Origin of the sequence: Vogesella sp. (assembly GCF_046297735.1) — a bacterium.
In the GTDB taxonomy this organism is placed as follows: Bacteria; Pseudomonadota; Gammaproteobacteria; order Burkholderiales; family Chromobacteriaceae; genus Vogesella; species Vogesella urethralis.
Genome location: NZ_JBKBHK010000016.1, coordinates 41069 through 57182, shown reverse-complemented (window position 1 = coordinate 57182; position 16114 = coordinate 41069). Strand labels below are relative to the sequence as shown.

Here is a 16114-nt window from a genome sequence, read left to right as displayed (position 1 = left end):
ACACTGCGGCCGATTGCCAGCCCGGCAATAAAAACGCCCCTGCGGCGTCTGCGGCAGGGGCGTGGGGTAGCGCGGGGCAGGATCAGGCCAGTGCGTCAGCCAGGATCTTGTTCAGCGTGGCGCTCGGGCACATTACGGCGCGGGTTTTTTCCGCATCCGGCAGGTAGTAGCCGCCGATGTCGGCCGGCTTGCCTTGTACCGCTTTCAGCTCGGCGATGATCTGCTGTTCCTGGCCGGCCAGCTGTGCAGCAACCGGCGCGAAGTGGGCCTTCAGCTCGGCGTCGTCGTTCTGCTCGGCCAGTGCTTGCGCCCAGTAGGTGGCCAGGTAGTACTGGCTGCCACGGTTGTCCAGCTCGCCGGTGCGGCGCGACGGCGATTTGTCGTTGTCCAGCAGCTTGCCGGTGGCTTCGTCCAGCGTCTTGGCCAGGATCTTGGCCTTGGTGTTGCCGGTCTTGATGCCCAGCTCTTCCAGGCTCACCGCCAGTGCCAGGAACTCGCCCAGGCTGTCCCAGCGCAGGTGGTTTTCTTCCAGCAGCTGTTGCACGTGTTTCGGGGCCGAACCGCCGGCGCCGGTCTCGTACATGCCGCCACCGGCCATCAGCGGCACGATGGACAGCATTTTGGCACTGGTGCCCAGTTCCATGATCGGGAACAGGTCGGTCAGGTAGTCGCGCAGGATGTTGCCGGTAACCGAGATGGTGTCCAGGCCGCGAGCAACGCGTTCCAGCGTGTAACGCATGGCACGAACCTGCGACATGATGTGGATGTCCAGACCGCTGGTGTCGTAGTCCTGCAGGTAGGTTTTCACCTTCTTGATCAGCTCGTTTTCGTGCGGACGGTACGGGTCCAGCCAGAACACGGCCGGCATGCCGGAGTTGCGGGCACGGGTGACGGCTAGTTTTACCCAGTCGCGGATCGGCGCGTCTTTCACCTGGCACATGCGCCAGATATCGCCGGCTTCCACGTTCTGGCTCAGCAGCACTTCGCCGGTAGCCAGGTCAACGATATTGGCTTGGCCATCAGCCGGGATTTCGAAGGTCTTGTCGTGCGAACCGTACTCTTCGGCTTTCTGCGCCATCAGGCCCACGTTGGGCACGGTGCCCATGGTGCGCGGGTCGAAGTTGCCGTGCCATTTGCAGAAGTTGATCATCTCCTGGTAAATGCGGGCAAAGGTGGATTCCGGCATTACGGCCTTGCAGTCGGCCGGCTTGCCGTCGGCACCCCACATCTTGCCGCCGTTGCGGATCATCGCCGGCATGGAGGCATCGACGATCACGTCGTTCGGCGAGTGGAAGTTGGTAATGCCCTTGGCGGAGTCCACCATGGCCAGACGCGGACGGTGTTCCTGGCAGGCGTGCAGGTCGCGGATGATTTCTTCGCGCTTGGAGGCCGGCAGGGTTTCGATTTTTTCGTACAGCGTGGCCATGCCGTTGTTGACGTTGATGCCCAGTTCGTCAAACAGCTTGCCGTGCTTCTCGAATGCGTCCTTGTAGTAGATCTTCACGCAGTGGCCGAACACGATGGGGTGCGACACCTTCATCATGGTGGCTTTCACGTGCAGCGAGAACAGGATGCCGGCTTCGCGGCAGTCTTCCATCTCGCGCTCGTAGAATTCGCACAGCGCTTTCTTGCTCATGAACATGGAGTCGATGATCTCGCCGTCCTGCAGCGCCACTTTCGGCTTCAGCACGATGGTTTCGCCGGCCTTGGTCACCAGCTCCATTTTCACGTCACGGGCGCGGTCCAGGGTCATGGACTTTTCGCCGTGGTAGAAGTCACCGTGGTGCATGTGGGAAACGTGGGTCTGCGACGCTTGTTTCCATTCGCCCATGCTGTGCGGGTGCTTCTTGGCGTAGTTTTTCACCGCCAGCGGGGCGCGGCGGTCGGAGTTGCCTTCGCGCAACACCGGGTTTACGGCGGAGCCCAGACATTTGGCGTAGCGGGCCTTGATGGCTTTCTCTTCGTCGTTAGTCGGGTTTTCCGGATAGTCGGGTACGGCGTAACCCTTGGACTGCAGTTCCTTGATGCAGGCCATCAGTTGGGCCACGGAGGCGCTGATGTTCGGCAGCTTGATGATGTTGGTGTCCGGGTTCTGGGTCAGTTTGCCCAGCTCGCTCAGGGTGTCCGGGACTTTCTGCTCGTCGCGCAGGAAGTCGGGGAACTCGGCCAGAACGCGGGCGGCAACCGAGATGTCGGCGGTTTCCACGTTCACGCCGGCGGCGTCGGTAAAGGTACGGATGATGGGCAGGAAGGCACTGGTAGCCAGCGCGGGAGCTTCATCGGTCAGGGTGTAGATGATGGTCGGCTTTTCCGAAGGCATTACTCTATCTCCATGATTATTGTTGGACGCCAGAACTGATACGCACGCCGCCAGGGGGTGGGGCGGCACGCGGCCGTACACGGAAAGGCAAACTGAAAGCGGGCGCGGCGGGGGGCCGCCAGTGGCCCGGCAGGCACCGCCATGGCAGGCAGGCTTTCGGTTGACTTTTCAAAAATGAATTATACCTCTCTATGCAGCGCTTGATTGTAGCGTATCCGAACTTTGCTGCGGCGCAGAATGTAAACAACTGTTCGAATCTGAATGGCGGGCTGCGCCTTTGGCCAGTCTGGCTATCGCTTTAGGTGGCGGCAGTGTGGCATGCGGCCAACTAGCGTGGCCGGCGTGCCCCCTGCTTGTTATCATCGCGCCCATTGTTATTGTCCGAATCGGCCTGCCATGCCCCGTCTCATCCTGTTCAACAAGCCTTACGGCGTGATCTGCCAGTTTTCGCAGCACGAACTGCACCCCACCCTGAAAGACCATCTGGCCATCCCCGGCGTGTACCCGGCCGGCCGGCTGGACACCGACAGTGAGGGCCTGCTGTTGCTGACGGGCGATGGTGAGCTGCAGCACCGCATCAGCGACCCGCGCTGGAAACAGCCGAAAACCTACTGGGTGCAAGTGGAAGGCCGCGCCACCGAGGCCCAGCTGCAGGCGCTGCGCGATGGCGTAGACCTGGGCGACTTCGTGACCCAGCCGGCGCAAGCGCGTGTGTTGCCGGAGGCGCCCCAGCTGTGGGAGCGCAAGCCGCCGGTGCGTTTTCGCAAGACGGTGCCGGATTGCTGGCTGGAAATCATCATCAGCGAAGGCAAGAACCGCCAGGTACGCCGCATGACGGCCAAGGTGGGTTTGCCAACGCTGCGTCTGGTGCGTGCTGCTGTCGGCCCGTGGCAGCTGGACGGCTTGCAGCCAGGGGAGTGGCGCGAGCTGGACGTGGCGCTTGCCGACCTGCCACGCACGCTGCATGCTAAAGACTTGGCCAAGCCCAAGCCGCGTGCGCCCGGCCCGCGTCAGCGCAGCGCCGAACCGGCCGCTACGCCGCAACCGTCGCGCCAGATGCCGCGCTTCCGCTTTGCCAAAAAGGGTTAGCGGCACCGCGTTGCACAAGATGGAGGATGCGCCCGCTGGCCGGTCATTGCCCGTTTGCCATTGCCGACAGGGGGCCGCATGCAGATACCCGAATCGTACAACCCGGTGGCCCGCGACATCGCGCTGGCGCTGGTGGCCGGTTTTGACCGCCACTACCGGCTGTTCCAGGCCACCAGCCGCCGTGCCAAGGCGCTGTTCGAACAGGCCGACTGGCAGGGCGTGCAGCAGCTGGTGCGCGAACGCATCCAGTACTACGACGAACGCGTCAGCGAAACCGTGGTCCAGCTCAATACCGAACTGCACGCCGCGCTGCTGGACGACGAAATCTGGCAGCAGGCCAAGCTGTACTACATCGGCCTGCTCACCAACCACAAGCAGCCCGAGCTGGCGGAAACCTTCTTCAATTCGGTGTTCACCCGCATCCTGCACCGCGACTACTTCAATAACGATTTCATCTTCATCCGCCCGGCCATCTCCACCGAGTACATCGAATCCGACCCGCCGTCCTACCGCAGCTACTACCCTGGCAGCAGCGGCCTGCGCCATGTACTGCGCCGCATCGTGGCCGATTTTTGCTGGCAGCGGCCGTTTGCCCACCTGGGGCGCGATCTGGCGCGGGTGATCCGCGCCGTGCACGAACACTTTGCCGCACGTTGGCCGCAGGCCGAAGCCAGCTACCAGATCCAGGTATTGTCCAGCGCGTTTTACCGCAACAAGAGCGCCTACATTTTCGGCAAGGTGATCAATGGCGCCCAGGTGTACCCGTTTGCGGTACCGGTACTGCACGACGCCGACGGCCGGCTGTACCTGGATACCGTGTTGCTGGAGGCGTGGCGCATCGGCGTGCTGTTTTCGTTCAGCCGCGCCTACTTTCTGGTGGATATGGACGTGCCGTCGGCTTATGTGCAGTTTTTGCGCAGCATGCTGCCCACCAAGACCAAGGCCGAGCTGTACACCATGCTGGGGCTGCAGAAGCAGGGCAAGAACACCTTCTACCGCGACTTCATGCAGCACCTGCAGCACTCGCGCGACCCGTTCACCGTGGCGCCCGGCATTCGTGGCCTGGTGATGTTGGTGTTCACGCTGCCGTCCTACCCGTACGTGTTCAAGCTGATCAAGGACGTATTCGGCGGCCCCAAGGACATGGACCGCGACACGGTGAAGCGCAAGTACCAGCTGGTGAAGCGGCACGACCGGGTTGGCCGCATGGCAGACACGCTGGAGTTCTCCAACGTGGCGTTTCCCAAGGCGCGCTTCACGCCGGCCTTGCTGGACGAGCTGCGGCAGCAGGCAGCGCTATCGCTGGAGGAGGGGGAAGACACGGTGGTGATTCGCCACCTGTACATCGAGCGGCGCATGAAGCCGCTGAACCTGTACCTGATGCAGTGCGATGCGGCCGAAAAAGAGCGCGTGGTGCGCGAGTACGGCGACGCCATCAAGGACCTGGCCACCGCCAATATCTTCCCAGGTGACATGTTGTTCAAAAACTTCGGTGTTACCCGCTACGGTCGTGTGATCTTTTACGATTATGACGAAATTGAATACATGACCGATTGCAATTTCCGACGCATTCCGCCGGCGCCGAACCCCGAAATGGAGCTGTCCGGCGAGGTGTGGTACCCGGTGGCGCGTGGTGATGTGTTTCCGGAAGAGTTTGCTACCTTTTTGCTGGGCGACCCGGCCATCCGCCGCACTTTCCTGCACTACCACCGCGACCTGCTGGACGTTAGCTTCTGGCAGCAGCGCCAGCAGCGTATCCGCGACGGCATCATCGAGGACTTCTACCCCTATCCGGTGGAAATGCGCTTTTGCCAGCGTTACCCGCGTGCCAGGCAGACATGAAAAAGGGAGGCCGTCGGCCTCCCTTGTGTGTTTGCGGTAACGGCCTAGTCGCAGCGGTGGCTGTCGAAGTAGGCAATCGGGCCGGCGCTGGTCAAACCGATGTGGAAGCAGTTTTCTTCCGGAAACAGCTCCCCGGCGTGTTCGGTCGCGCGGACCACTTCAAACAGGATTTCGACCTCCTTGAAGTATTTGGCAATTCGGTCATTACCCTCTAGCCAGCTCAGAATGGCATCGCGCTGCGGGTGCTCGTTTTCCAGCGTCAGCGCACACTGCTTGCAGCTGACAAAGCTGATGGCGGGCGGAATGGCGATACCAAGCGGTGCCAGATCGGCACGCACTATCCTTGCAAATTGCGATAATTCCTTGCTGGCGCGCTCGCGGATGCCCGAGAGCGGCAGGGCTTCGCCACCGTTGGCAGAACCAAACAGACGGGCCAGGGCAGACGAAACGGCAGTACCTTCTGCATACATGGTGCGACTATCTCCTTTTCCGGTAGTGGGTATTAACTCCATTGTAGGAAACACTGTGCAGATTACCTGAATTTATTTCGCCATTTTTTTCAGCGTATACAGCAGCTCCAGTGCCTGGCGCGGGGTCAGTTCGTCCACGTCGGTGTCGGCCAGCAGTTCCACCGCCGGGTGCGGTTCCGGCTCGTGCTGGATCACCACCGGGGTGCTGAACAGGTCGGGCTGCGCGCGGGCTGCGGATTCGTTTTCCAGCTCGGTCAGGTAACGGCGCGCCTCGCGGATGACCTTCGGTGGTACGCCGGCCAGCTGCGCCACCGCCAGGCCGTAGCTCTGGCTGGCGGGGCCGTCTTCCACGTGGTGCAGGAACACGATGCGGTCCTTGTGTTCCACTGCCGACAGGTGCACGTTGGCCACGCTGTTGTACTCGCTGGCGAGGCTGGTCAGTTCGAAGTAGTGGGTGGCAAACAGCGTGTAGGCGCGGTTTTTCTCGATCAGCGCACGCGCAATGGCCCACGCCAGCGCCAGGCCGTCGAAGGTGGAGGTGCCGCGGCCAACCTCGTCCATCAGCACCAGCGATTTGTCGGTGGCGTTGTTCAGGATGTTGGCGGTTTCGGTCATTTCCACCATGAAGGTCGAACGGCCGCCGGCCAGGTCGTCGCTGGCGCCGATACGGGTGAAAATGCGGTCGATCTGGCCCAGCGTTGCCTGCTCGGCCGGCACAAAGCTGCCGATGTGCGCTAGCAGGGTGATCAGTGCGTTCTGCCGCATATAGGTGGATTTACCGCCCATGTTCGGGCCGGTAATCAGCAACAGCTTGCGCTCTGCGGCCAAGCGGGTGTCGTTGGCGATGAAGCGTTCCACCTCGGCCTCTACCACCGGGTGGCGGCCGCCGATGATTTCCAGCCGGGTGTCGGGCACGAACGTCGGCTGCACGTAGTGGTTGGTTTGCGCGCGCTCGGCAAAGGCGGCCAGCACGTCCAGGCCGGCTACCGCCTGGGCGATCAGTTTCAGCTCGGCAATGTACGGCGCCAGCTGGTCCAGCACCGCCTCGTACAGCTGCTTTTCCAGCGCTAGCGATTTGTCCTGCGCCGACAGCGCTTTGTCCTCGAAGGTTTTCAGCTCCGGCGTGATGTAGCGCTCGGCGTTTTTCAGCGTCTGGCGGCGGCGGTAGTCGTCCGGCACCTTGTCTGCTTGCGCTTTCGATACTTCGATGTAGAAGCCGTGCACGCGGTTGAATTCCACCTTCAGCGTACTGATGCCGGTGCGTTCCTTTTCGCGCGCTTCCAGCGCCAGCAGGAAGTCGCCGCAGTCGGTCTGGATGGCGCGCAGTTCGTCCAGGTCGGCGTGGTAACCGTGGTTGATCACGCCACCGTCGCGCAGGAAGGTGGCCGGTTCCGGCAGGATGGCGGTGGCCAGCAGGCTTTCTACCGGCGAGTCGGCCGGCAGCAGCTGTACCAGTTCGGCCAGCAGCGGCGCGTCCAGCGTGGCGGCGATGGCCTTGACGCCGGCCAGCGCGCGCAGCGAGTCACGCAGTGCGGCCAGGTCGCGCGGGCGGGCGGTGCGTAGCGCCACGCGGGCGGTAATGCGCTCGATGTCGGCCACTTCGCGCAGCTGGGTGTGGATGTCCTGATGCGCGTTCAGCAGCGCCCGTACCGCCTGCTGGCGGCGCAGCAGCTTGTCGTGGCGGCGGATAGGGTGGTGCAGCCAGTGGCGCAGCATGCGGCTGCCCATGCTGGTGGCGCAGGTGTCCAGCAGCGAGGCCAGCGTGGGCGAGGCTTCACCGCGGATGGTTTCGGTCAGCTCCAGGTTGCGGCGGGTGGCGGCGTCCATGCGGATCAGCTCGCCCGGCGCTTCTACCGCCAGTTGCGCAATGTGTGCCGGGTTCACGCCCTGGGTAGATTTGACGTATTCCAGCAGCGCGCCGGCGGCGCCAACCGCCACCGGCAGCGTGTCGGCGCCAAAGCCGGCCAGGTCGCGGGTGCCGAAGTGGCGGGTTAGCGCCAGGGTGGACGATTCGGTATCGAACTGCCACGGCGGCAGTTTTTTCTTTGGCATGCCCAGGCTGTCGAACACCGCCAGGCCGGTGTCGTCCGGCAGCAGCAGCTCGGCCGGTTTCAGCCGCTCCAGCTCGCTGTGCAGCTCTTCTACGCCGGTTTGCATGACCTTGAATTCGCCGCTGGCCAGCGACAGCCAGGCCAGGCCCAGCGTGCCTTTGTGCAGGTTGATGGCCAGCACCAGGTTGTCGCGCTTGTCGTCCAGCAGGGCTGCGTCGGTCAGCGTGCCGGGGGTGACGATGCGCACCACTTTGCGTTCTACCGGGCCTTTGCTGGTGGCAGGGTCGCCGATCTGTTCGGCGATGGCTACCGATTCGCCCATTTTCACCAGCCGTGCCAGGTAGCCTTCTGCGGCGTGGTAGGGAATGCCGGCCATCTTGATCGGCTGGCCGCCGCTGGCGCCACGCGCCGTCAGCGTAATGTCCAGCAGGCGGGCGGCTTTTTCGGCGTCGTCGTAGAACAGCTCGTAGAAGTCACCCATGCGGTAAAACAGCAGCTTGTCGGCGTGCTCTCGTTTGAGGGCAAGATATTGCTGCATCATCGGGGTATGTTGTGTGCTCATTGCTTCGCTAACTATCTGTTTTTCTTGCTGCAAGCCTTATATGGCAAGGCTTTCAGCGGTATTGATCTTGGCCGCGCTGGTTTTTGTCCTGGTGAATACACTCAACGGCACGCGGGCGCACTTGGGTTTTTGGTGTAGGTTTTTGCCATTAAAAAACGGCCAACCTATACTGCGATGCTTGAAAGACTAAAACCTATACCGAACGCCCATGTTTGATGCCCGCGCCGCCAAGCTGCTGGAACCTGGCAAATACCTAACCAGCCCCGATTATCCTGGCCTTCGCCTTGAAGCCTACACCGATTGCCGCACCTGGACATACCGTTACCGCAGCCCGGTGGATGGCAAGCTGCGACAGATCAAGCTCGGCCAGTGGCCGGCCATGTCGCTGCACGCTGCCGTGGTGGAGTGGGAAGGGCTGCGCGACCTGCGCGCCAGCGGCGTGGACCCGGTACTGCAGCTGCGGCAGCAGAAACACGAACAGCAGCTGGCACTGGCCGACGCCAAAGCCGAACAGGACCGGCTGGCGTATACGGTGCATGACCTGTGTATGGACTACTGGTCCGGCTACGTGCGGCACGCCCGCGTCAAAAAGGGCGTTACCGAAGTACTGCGGATGATCGACACCATGCTGGGCGACTTCGGCAAGCTGCCGGCAGTCAGCGTGACGCGCAGCCAGGCGTTTGACCTGATACAGCAGTACATGGAAACCGCCCCGGTGCAGGCTGGCCGCTTAAAAGCCGAACTCGGCGCGGCGTGGGATTATGCCATCGACTCAGGCCGGCTGCCTGAAACCGTGCCGAACTGGTGGCGACTGATCTTGCGGGCGCGCATCAAGTCGAAGGGCAAGATTATCGCGGGCGAACGCATGGGTACTACCAAGCGGGTGCTGTCGCCTGATGAGGTTGGCCAGCTGATACGGTGGCTGCCGAACTTCACGCAGCTGGTGGAGGATGCCTTAACGCTCTACCTGTGGACGGGGGCGCGTGGGGCGGAAATCATGGCGATGGAAGGGCGCGAAATCGTGCGCGAGGGGGATGTGTGGTGGTGGATATTGCCGAAGGCGAAAACGAAAAATGCCCGACACTCAGCGGCCAAAGACCAGCGCACGCCACTGTTTGGCCGTGCCCTGGCCATCGTGCGGCGCCGGATGGAACGCCACGGCGATGGCTACCTGTTTCCGGCTCGCGTGCCGAAGGGTAACCAGACCCACGTTCAGCAAAAAGCCATCGGCGTGGCAGTGTGGTACCACCAGCCCTACAGCCAGACGCGCAGTGTGAACCCGCGTGCCCGGCTGCCGGTTACGCACTGGTCGCCGCATGATCTGCGGCGCACGGCCCGCACGCTGCTGGCCGCGCTGGGCTGCCCCGATGCAGTGGGCGAAACTATCCTTGGCCACATGCTGCCCGGTGTGCTTGGCGTCTACAACCAGCACACATACGACGCCGAACGGGTGGAATGGCTTAAGCGGCTGTCTGATCATCTTGAAGCCCTCGCGGCAGGCCAGCACTAGCACGTGGCTTTTTGGCGCCGGTATTCGGCGGCGGTGGCAGCTCCGACACCGGGCGGGCTTCCGCCCAGGCTTCCACCTCACGCACCAGCCAGCCGACGCGCCCGCCGGACAGCTGGCGCGGCTTCGGGAACTCGCCCTTGCGCACCAGGGTTTGCACCGTAGTGACCGACAGCGCCACCATGGCGGCCACTGTCGGCAGGTCGATGTAGATCGGGCGCAGGTTGATGGTGGATGCCATCACGCACCGCCTTTCTGCGCGGCGGCGAGTACTGCTGCCAGCTTGCAGTCAGCAGCGTGGCCTTGTTTACGGTTGGATGCGCATACAGGGCATGCGTCGGCAAAGCGGTTGTTTTCCCACTCCATTTCGCGCAGCAGCTCGATTGCACCCGGCACGGCCCCGGCTGGCTGCTGTGCTAGTAGTGTGTCAAGCTGGCACAAAATGTCATTGGCCTGATCTGCTAAGTTCTCACCGGATTTACCTTCCTGATATGCAATATCCCAGTATTTGCTTACCAGCTGTTTGACTTCATTCCGCCATTGCGACGGCTCGGCCTGTTTCGTTTCCTGTCCCAGCGCATATGCGGCTTGCACCAGCGCCACCAGGCTGCCTACCGCGTCTTCGTACTTCGGCGCTACGTATTCGCCGCCAGCGTCGCGGCCAACCTTGAAGCCGTGCTGCTCGGCCAGCTTGATGATGGTTTCTTGGTTCAGCATGTCGTTTTCTCCTCGTCTTTCCAGTTCTTCACATCCACCAGGCTGCTGCCGCAGTCCGGGCAGCCACACGCCGCCGCCGGGCGGTCCATCGTGGCGCACCACTTCGCACCTGGTACTTGCTCACGCGGCATGACCTGGTGGCACTCGCCGTAGGCCAGATAGGTGTTTTGCATTACGCATCCCTCTTGATCGTGATTTCCAACTCGGCCAATAAGCCACCATCGGCCAGCCACTTAGCCACCCATGCCGGCATTTGCCCGTGGCCTCGCCATGTCATGAGGTGGCCGCGCTGTTGCGCGATGTAGAACTTGGTGCTGGTGCGGCCTGGTGCATCTGCCAGGATCCTGCGCCGCATGCCTGCATCAACCAGGTGGGCAGCTGCTTGGCCAGGCATGGTGAAATTCAGCTCGGTTTGTCCGTGCGTCATGGTTACCCCTCAGATTTCAGTCAGTACCAGCGGCATGCCCTGCGGCATGGCGCCACCACAGCGCACCACAAAGCCGCGCTGGGTTTCAAAGTCGATAGGCATGCCCAGGCGGATGCTGGCCATGTCGATCATTGCCTCCGCGTCGGTATGCCCCAGCGTTTCAATGGGGATGCCCATGCGCAGGAAAGGCTGCGTGTTGCTGTCGGCCTCTGCCGATACCTGAAAAGCCAGGCCGCGCAGGCGCTCTGCCAGCGTGTCGGCCAGTTCCATAGCGGGTGCAGCCTCGGTTGCCCTTGCTATGGTGGTGGCCAGCTGTTGCGCGGCGCGTTGTACGGTGCGGTGGTACAGCGTCATGGTGCTTATCTCCCCAGGGTCAGGACGCCAGCGGCGTCCGGGTTGGTATTGGCTACCCAGCGGCGGGCAGCGGCGGTGGCCTGTGCCAGCTGGACGGTAATCGGGTTGCTGTTGCCGTTCTCGGCCACCCAGCGGCCCTTCGGCTGCAGGGCTTCGCGTTCGCGGCGGGCAAGGTCGTTCTCGTAGATCACGCGGGCGTTGGCGATGATTTCCAGGCCACGGCCTGGCTGTGCGGCCACGCGCTTGTAGAGGTCGCGGCCAACTATCTGGCGGCTGTCCATGTCGCGGCGTGCTACGGCCTTGGCCATGTGGCCGCCCACCCATTCGTCCACCAGGTGGCTGAACTCGCGCAGCTGGGCGCGCTGTTCTTCGTACTGCGCCAATGCATTGCGGCGGGCCCGCTGCTGGATGGCCATCTGTTCAGGTGGCAGGAAAGGGGCGTCTACCGGCTTGATGCGCTCGTAACGCTCCATTTCCTCGATCGACAGCTTGAAAGACACCCATTCTTCGGGGTGAACCTGGTCTAGCTGGGCGGTATCGATGACGATTTCGCGCTCATTGATCGGTTTCGTAGAGTTATTGACACGAGTCCAAGCGGTCGCTGCGCGCCCGTTTGAAATCGTCCATTCGTGAATGCGGCTCTTTGCCACAACACCGGATGCCACCTCCACCACGCCAAACACCACGCTCGGCAGCTCTTTCTGCTCGCCGTAGCGGTTTGGCCCGGCCATGTCTTTGGCCAGCTGCAGCGGCATGTCCTTGCGCTTGGCTTCGTAGCCGCCCATCACTTCCATGAAGCGGCCCCAATTGCCCGCATCAGCTGCCACGGCAGCCAGCTGCAGCACGTCTTCGGCGCCGGTGTAGTCCCAGCGGCGCAGCTCGCGCCACACACCCACCGGCGGGCCACCTACCTGCTGAAACTGACGGATACCCCAGCACGCGGCCCAGGCGTCTACACGCTGGGCGGTAACAATCACGTCCACCTCGCCTTGCGCGGCTTCAAAGTCCAGGCCCACGCTGCTGCCGTCCTGCTTTTGGCCGTCGATGTTCTTGGCCACGTACTTGGCGATGTAGCCAGCAGCACTACCCAGCTGCCAGTTGATGGCCTTGAAGAACACGCGGGCGCGTATTGCCCACCACACGCGGCGCGGCGGTTTCGCCCAAAAGTCAGCCTCTACACGCAGGCGCTCGGCAATGCTGCGGATGCTGCCGGGGTGGCCAGCGGCCTGCATGGCTCTGGCCTTGTCGCGGGCGGCTTTCTTCGTAACGCAGTAGGTCAAGCCCAGCTCGTCGCGGCACTCGCGCACGGCATGGCGCGCCACGATGCGGCGGAACGTGGCCACGTGGGCGCGGTGCATAAAGAACAGGCCGTGAAAGTGCGGCGTGCCGTCGTGGTGCGGCTCGGCCACACGAAACCCGAAAATCTTGATACCGGCTCGCGCCAGCGCGGATGTAATGCGTGACCACACCTCGCCCAGGTAGTCGCGGGCGTCCAGCGGGGTGCTGCCGTCGTACTTGTCGTTGCGGCGGCCACCCTTGGCGTGTACCGGGTGAAAGCGGCTAGGGGCGGTAATGGTGATGAACTCGCCGGCCATGTCCAGGCCACGGGCGATGTACTCAAAACCGGCAATGCGCGTCATCAGCTCGGCGCGGCGCAGTGCCGGGTTGGCGGTGCTTTTCTCGGCCAGCTCGGCGAGGGTGAAGGTATCGCCCAGCTCGTTTACCGCCTGCATGGCTTCCAGCAGGCCGGCATTGCGGCGCTTTTGCGCCTTGCGGCGGTGGATGGTGTCGTGGCTGGCGTACAGGCCGGCGCGCTTATGCACCAGGCCCAGGCGGATGGCCAGCATTTCGGTACGGCGGGCAGCCTGCTTGCGCAGGTTGCGGCGCCACCAGATCGGGCAGCCCACGCGGCGGGCGATGCTGTCTTCGCTATCGCCTGCCGGCAGGCCCACGCCGCGCTGGTGGCAAAAATCGGCCAGTTCTTCCAGGCTGGCGCCGTTGATGCGCAGGCGGTCGCCCTCGATGGCGGCCTGCTCGGCAAAGTCGCGCAGCTCGTCGTCGCTGGCACTCAGCGCCAGCGCCTTGGCCGGCATGCGGTCGGCCAGCGATGCCAGCCAGTTGCCGGCGTCAGTATCACCACACACACCCGGCGCCGCGTGGTTGCGGCGGCGCAGCCATTCCCGGCGCACAGCACGCGCCAGGAACGGCGGGAACTGGCCAAAGGCGGCCAGCTCGTCGGGTTGCGGGATGATGCTCACGTCTTCCATGGTTACAGCGCCGGCCCGGTGGTGGCGGCCATGGTGGCGTCGGTGTCTAGCGGAAGGTCTAGAAAGTCGACACTGATGTAGCGGCGCGGGTGGCGGGCTTTGAAGCGGCGAACCATGTCTGCGCGGCGGGCTTCAAACCGAAGGCCGCGATTGAAATCTGTCCAGTTGTACCAGGTTTGCTCCGATACCGAACCTATCAACGCCTTGACGCCAAAGTAACCATGTGCGCTTTGCACCATGCCCATCAGCTCCGAGTGGGCTTCTTCTATGCCCGCATTCCTACCCCAGCGTCTGCCAAAGGATTCGTCAATTTTTCCATTGCCCTGCAGCAGCTTGCGCAGCACGCGGTGCAGGTTTTTGAACTGTTCGCGGTTCATGTCCAGTTCCTTTCGTGGTTCTGCAGTGCTTGGTGATAAACGATCAGGTCAGAACGCGAAAAACTCGCGCAGGGCAGGTACTTATCGCCCATCAAGCCCACCCACTGGCCATGCTGGTGCTGCGGTTGGATGCTGCGGAAATAGTTAGCGCGGCTTGCTGGATTCCTGAATGCCCACTTGCGGCCCAAGTCTTTCCAGATGTATTCCCGTTGCGGGTTGCCCAGGTTGCGGGTGTTGGCCATGTCCATCAGCAGATGGCCGGTAGCCAGGCCGTGGCAGCGGTCTGCCATGAAAACCAGTTCTATGAATACGGCATCGGTGGCGTCGTCGTTCAGCGGGTGGCCTTTGGCGTTGTAGGTTTTCAGCGCCTTGCGCATCAGCCGGTGCAGGATCTTGAACTGTTCGCGGTTCACGGCCTGCCCCTTACGCTGCGCGGGTGAACGGCAGCACGTTGTCGGTGCTGGCTACTGGCTGGCCACCCTTGGCCAGCTTGCTGGCGGCCAAGCTGTGCTCAAACAGCACGCCCTGCAGCTGGTGCTGTACCAGGCCCAGCTGCGGCAGGCTGATGGCCGCCAGCGGCAGGCGCTGCAGTGCAATCAGCTGGTTGATGCTGGCTTGCAGGTCGGCAATGGCCTGCATACCGTCCTGCAGCTGGCGCACGGCTTCCAGCTGCGGCAGGGTCAGCAGCTTGCGCTGCAGCTGGTCTACGGTTTCCAGCGGTACGGTGTGGCGGCCTGGCGTGTTATCCAGGCCCAGCGCGGCGGCGGTTTTCTTGAAGGTTTCGTAGCTCATGGCAGCACCTATGCAACGGGGTAGTGGGCCTGCAGCAGCAGGAGGGTGGCGAAGCCCAGCACGTAGGCCAGCACCACGGTACGGGTGCACAGCTGGCGCGGCGGGCGGGGTGTCAGGCACATCAGCCCGCCGAAGCGGGGAACGCGGTTCATCTGCTGCATGTCGGCCTCCTGTGGCGAAAAAAAGGCAAAGCAATCCCCGCAGACCGTGAAAACGGGCTGTCAGGCAGTAAATCGGGGTAGGGGTGTGGCTAGATCAGCGGCAGCTGGTCTTTGGCGACTTCCATCGCCGCCTTGCCCCCCAGGCGGATAAACACCTTGGGGTTAGGCGTGGCGCTGGGCGACAGCGTGGCCACAATCTCTGTCAGCGTCTTGAATGTATGGCCGCAGTACAGGTTGCTGCACTGCAGGTATGCCTCGCGCAGCGTGGCGGTGGCTTGCCGGCTAGACCGGGTAAAAGCGATGCTGTTGCAGTGCGGGCAGGTAAAAGCCATGGTTATTGCTCCCGGCGGAACAGACGCAAAGACAGGGCGTTAAAACGGGTGGCGGTGCGGCAGATTTCCTGGCGGATGTTGTCCAGCTCCACCGCCTCGCGCTTGCAGATTTCACCGTCGGCCGTGGCGGCTTGCCACTCTTGTGCCAGGCGGCCCACGTCGGCGGCCAGCTTCATGTACAGCGCCATCAGGTCTTCGCTGTTTTCCATGTCGTCGCCGTCCACCGGCACAAACACGCCGCCGCTTTCTGCTGCTACCGCTTCGGCAAAGGCCGTCAGGCCGCTGGCTTTCTGCATCTGCATGGCCAGGTCAATGCTGGGTTCTTGGCCCTTGCGCTCGTAGATGCGGTTTTCCAGGCCGTCTACCGACATGCCCAGCGCGGCGGCCATGGTGGCCCAGCCGCCTGGTAGGGCGCGGCACATTTTCTGCAGGGCGGTACGGATGCGGTTCATGCTGCGGGCCTTTCTGCTGCACCGTGGCGTCATGCCACGGGGGTTTATTGCTATCCGGTGGTACCCACGTTTGTGGGTATCGCCTATCGTGAATTAGGCGTTTGTGTGGGCAGACTGGTAGTGCGGCACGCCCAGCAAATAAATCTGGCGCATCATCGAGCCGGCAGTCATGCCTGCTGCTGCTGCGAATTGCTCAAGCTGCATACGCTCTTCAGGCATCAGGCGCGCATTGATGGGGCGCTTGTCCACACCGGTAGGGGCTTTTTTGCGGCCAACCTTGCTGGACGCCTGCTTGCATTCGTCTTGCATAGCAACTCTCCGTGGTAGAATTTTCTTGGATGTGCTGCACATATGTGCTGCTGAGTTGTATTTTCCTCACGATTTAATGGAAAGT

At 62.7% G+C, this 16114-nt stretch carries 18 protein-coding genes and 1 pseudogene; 3 read left to right on the top strand and 16 right to left on the bottom strand.

Annotation, left to right across the window (positions count from 1 at the left end; translation table 11 throughout):
- Positions 1-82: 82 nt before the first annotated feature.
- Positions 83-2320: an NADP-dependent isocitrate dehydrogenase gene (locus tag ACK4FZ_RS15310; protein WP_409822296.1), complete on the bottom strand. Its 2238-nt coding sequence runs from the start codon at positions 2318-2320 to the stop codon at positions 83-85.
- Positions 2321-2716: 396 nt separating this feature from the next.
- On the opposite strand from ACK4FZ_RS15310, the pseudogene ACK4FZ_RS15305 reads away from it, so the two are divergent.
- Positions 2717-3241: pseudogene (locus tag ACK4FZ_RS15305) on the top strand (pseudouridine synthase); the annotation flags it as partial.
- Between the two features lie 246 nt (positions 3242-3487).
- Entirely contained in the window at positions 3488-5251 is a 1764-nt protein-coding gene (gene aceK / locus ACK4FZ_RS15300; protein ID WP_409822295.1) for a bifunctional isocitrate dehydrogenase kinase/phosphatase, read from the top strand.
- A gap of 44 nt (positions 5252-5295) precedes the next feature.
- On the opposite strand, the gene ACK4FZ_RS15295 is transcribed toward aceK, so the two are convergent.
- Together ACK4FZ_RS15295 and mutS are read right to left on the bottom strand one after the other, a co-directional pair.
- A complete protein-coding gene (locus tag ACK4FZ_RS15295; RefSeq protein WP_409822293.1) occupies positions 5296-5721 on the bottom strand; it encodes a hypothetical protein in 426 nt (141 codons plus the stop codon).
- Between the two features lie 72 nt (positions 5722-5793).
- Complete coding sequence (mutS, locus tag ACK4FZ_RS15290; protein WP_409822291.1) at positions 5794-8334, bottom strand: DNA mismatch repair protein MutS; 2541 nt, start codon at positions 8332-8334, stop codon at positions 5794-5796.
- A 208-nt stretch (positions 8335-8542) separates the two neighbouring features.
- On the opposite strand from mutS, the gene ACK4FZ_RS15285 reads away from it, so the two are divergent.
- Positions 8543-9844: a tyrosine-type recombinase/integrase gene (locus ACK4FZ_RS15285; RefSeq protein ID WP_409822289.1), complete on the top strand. Its 1302-nt coding sequence runs from the start codon at positions 8543-8545 to the stop codon at positions 9842-9844.
- On the opposite strand, the gene ACK4FZ_RS15280 is transcribed toward ACK4FZ_RS15285, so the two are convergent.
- The 13 genes from ACK4FZ_RS15280 to ACK4FZ_RS15220 all read right to left on the bottom strand — a co-directional run bounded on the left by ACK4FZ_RS15280 (position 9795) and on the right by ACK4FZ_RS15220 (position 16029).
- Positions 9795-10082, bottom strand: a complete 288-nt coding sequence (locus tag ACK4FZ_RS15280; protein WP_409822287.1) for a helix-turn-helix transcriptional regulator — start codon at positions 10080-10082, stop codon at positions 9795-9797. The genes ACK4FZ_RS15285 and ACK4FZ_RS15280 overlap by 50 nt on opposite strands.
- Positions 10082-10558 carry a hypothetical protein gene (locus tag ACK4FZ_RS15275; protein WP_409822285.1) on the bottom strand — a complete coding sequence of 159 codons (477 nt, stop codon included), beginning with the start codon at positions 10556-10558 and terminating at the stop codon, positions 10082-10084. Before ACK4FZ_RS15275 ends, ACK4FZ_RS15280 begins: the two co-directional genes overlap by 1 nt.
- The gene (locus tag ACK4FZ_RS15270) at positions 10552-10731 is read right to left on the bottom strand and encodes a hypothetical protein (RefSeq protein WP_409822284.1); all 180 of its coding nucleotides are present in this window, start codon (positions 10729-10731) and stop codon (positions 10552-10554) included. Before ACK4FZ_RS15270 ends, ACK4FZ_RS15275 begins: the two co-directional genes overlap by 7 nt.
- On the bottom strand, positions 10731-10985 hold the full coding sequence (locus ACK4FZ_RS15265; RefSeq protein ID WP_409822281.1) for an H-NS family nucleoid-associated regulatory protein: 255 nt from the start codon (positions 10983-10985) through the stop codon (positions 10731-10733). The genes ACK4FZ_RS15270 and ACK4FZ_RS15265 overlap by 1 nt, the downstream gene beginning before the upstream one ends.
- A 9-nt stretch (positions 10986-10994) precedes the next feature.
- On the bottom strand, positions 10995-11339 hold the full coding sequence (locus tag ACK4FZ_RS15260) for a hypothetical protein (protein WP_409822279.1): 345 nt from the start codon (positions 11337-11339) through the stop codon (positions 10995-10997).
- Between the two features lie 5 nt (positions 11340-11344).
- Positions 11345-13606, bottom strand: coding sequence for a replication endonuclease (locus tag ACK4FZ_RS15255; RefSeq protein WP_409822277.1), 2262 nt, complete (start codon positions 13604-13606; stop codon positions 11345-11347).
- Positions 13607-13608: 2 nt separating this feature from the next.
- Entirely contained in the window at positions 13609-13983 is a 375-nt protein-coding gene (locus ACK4FZ_RS15250; protein WP_409822275.1) for a hypothetical protein, read from the bottom strand.
- Entirely contained in the window at positions 13980-14396 is a 417-nt protein-coding gene (locus tag ACK4FZ_RS15245; RefSeq protein WP_409822273.1) for a hypothetical protein, read from the bottom strand. The genes ACK4FZ_RS15250 and ACK4FZ_RS15245 overlap by 4 nt, the downstream gene beginning before the upstream one ends.
- 10 nt (positions 14397-14406) lie before the next feature.
- The gene (locus ACK4FZ_RS15240) at positions 14407-14775 is read right to left on the bottom strand and encodes a hypothetical protein (RefSeq protein ID WP_409822272.1); all 369 of its coding nucleotides are present in this window, start codon (positions 14773-14775) and stop codon (positions 14407-14409) included.
- Positions 14776-14783: 8 nt separating this feature from the next.
- Positions 14784-14927, bottom strand: coding sequence for a hypothetical protein (locus ACK4FZ_RS15235; protein ID WP_409822270.1), 144 nt, complete (start codon positions 14925-14927; stop codon positions 14784-14786).
- 98 nt (positions 14928-15025) lie between these two features.
- Positions 15026-15268 (bottom strand): ogr/Delta-like zinc finger family protein, encoded by a 243-nt coding sequence (locus ACK4FZ_RS15230; RefSeq protein WP_409822268.1) that lies wholly within the window; start codon positions 15266-15268, stop codon positions 15026-15028.
- Between the two features lie 2 nt (positions 15269-15270).
- Complete coding sequence (locus ACK4FZ_RS15225) at positions 15271-15720, bottom strand: YmfL family putative regulatory protein (RefSeq protein ID WP_409822266.1); 450 nt, start codon at positions 15718-15720, stop codon at positions 15271-15273.
- A gap of 93 nt (positions 15721-15813) precedes the next feature.
- Entirely contained in the window at positions 15814-16029 is a 216-nt protein-coding gene (locus ACK4FZ_RS15220; protein WP_409822264.1) for a hypothetical protein, read from the bottom strand.
- Positions 16030-16114 lie beyond the last annotated feature (85 nt).

Bases quoted from the DNA above. Each gene is read 5' to 3' on its own strand.
- ACK4FZ_RS15310 (WP_409822296.1), bottom strand. From the start codon at position 2,320: ATGCCTTCGGAAAAGCCGACCATCATCTACACCCTGACCGATGAAGCT.
- aceK (WP_409822295.1), top strand. From the start codon at position 3,488: ATGCAGATACCCGAATCGTACAACCCGGTGGCCCGCGACATCGCGCTG.
- ACK4FZ_RS15295 (WP_409822293.1), bottom strand. From the start codon at position 5,721: ATGTATGCAGAAGGTACTGCCGTTTCGTCTGCCCTGGCCCGTCTGTTT.
- mutS (WP_409822291.1), bottom strand. From the start codon at position 8,334: ATGAGCACACAACATACCCCGATGATGCAGCAATATCTTGCCCTCAAA.
- ACK4FZ_RS15285 (WP_409822289.1), top strand. From the start codon at position 8,543: ATGTTTGATGCCCGCGCCGCCAAGCTGCTGGAACCTGGCAAATACCTA.
- ACK4FZ_RS15280 (WP_409822287.1), bottom strand. From the start codon at position 10,082: ATGGCATCCACCATCAACCTGCGCCCGATCTACATCGACCTGCCGACA.
- ACK4FZ_RS15275 (WP_409822285.1), bottom strand. From the start codon at position 10,558: ATGCTGAACCAAGAAACCATCATCAAGCTGGCCGAGCAGCACGGCTTC.
- ACK4FZ_RS15270 (WP_409822284.1), bottom strand. From the start codon at position 10,731: ATGCAAAACACCTATCTGGCCTACGGCGAGTGCCACCAGGTCATGCCG.
- ACK4FZ_RS15265 (WP_409822281.1), bottom strand. From the start codon at position 10,985: ATGACGCACGGACAAACCGAGCTGAATTTCACCATGCCTGGCCAAGCA.
- ACK4FZ_RS15260 (WP_409822279.1), bottom strand. From the start codon at position 11,339: ATGACGCTGTACCACCGCACCGTACAACGCGCCGCGCAACAGCTGGCC.
- ACK4FZ_RS15255 (WP_409822277.1), bottom strand. From the start codon at position 13,606: ATGGAAGACGTGAGCATCATCCCGCAACCCGACGAGCTGGCCGCCTTT.
- ACK4FZ_RS15250 (WP_409822275.1), bottom strand. From the start codon at position 13,983: ATGAACCGCGAACAGTTCAAAAACCTGCACCGCGTGCTGCGCAAGCTG.
- ACK4FZ_RS15240 (WP_409822272.1), bottom strand. From the start codon at position 14,775: ATGAGCTACGAAACCTTCAAGAAAACCGCCGCCGCGCTGGGCCTGGAT.
- ACK4FZ_RS15235 (WP_409822270.1), bottom strand. From the start codon at position 14,927: ATGAACCGCGTTCCCCGCTTCGGCGGGCTGATGTGCCTGACACCCCGC.
- ACK4FZ_RS15230 (WP_409822268.1), bottom strand. From the start codon at position 15,268: ATGGCTTTTACCTGCCCGCACTGCAACAGCATCGCTTTTACCCGGTCT.
- ACK4FZ_RS15225 (WP_409822266.1), bottom strand. From the start codon at position 15,720: ATGAACCGCATCCGTACCGCCCTGCAGAAAATGTGCCGCGCCCTACCA.
- ACK4FZ_RS15220 (WP_409822264.1), bottom strand. From the start codon at position 16,029: ATGCAAGACGAATGCAAGCAGGCGTCCAGCAAGGTTGGCCGCAAAAAA.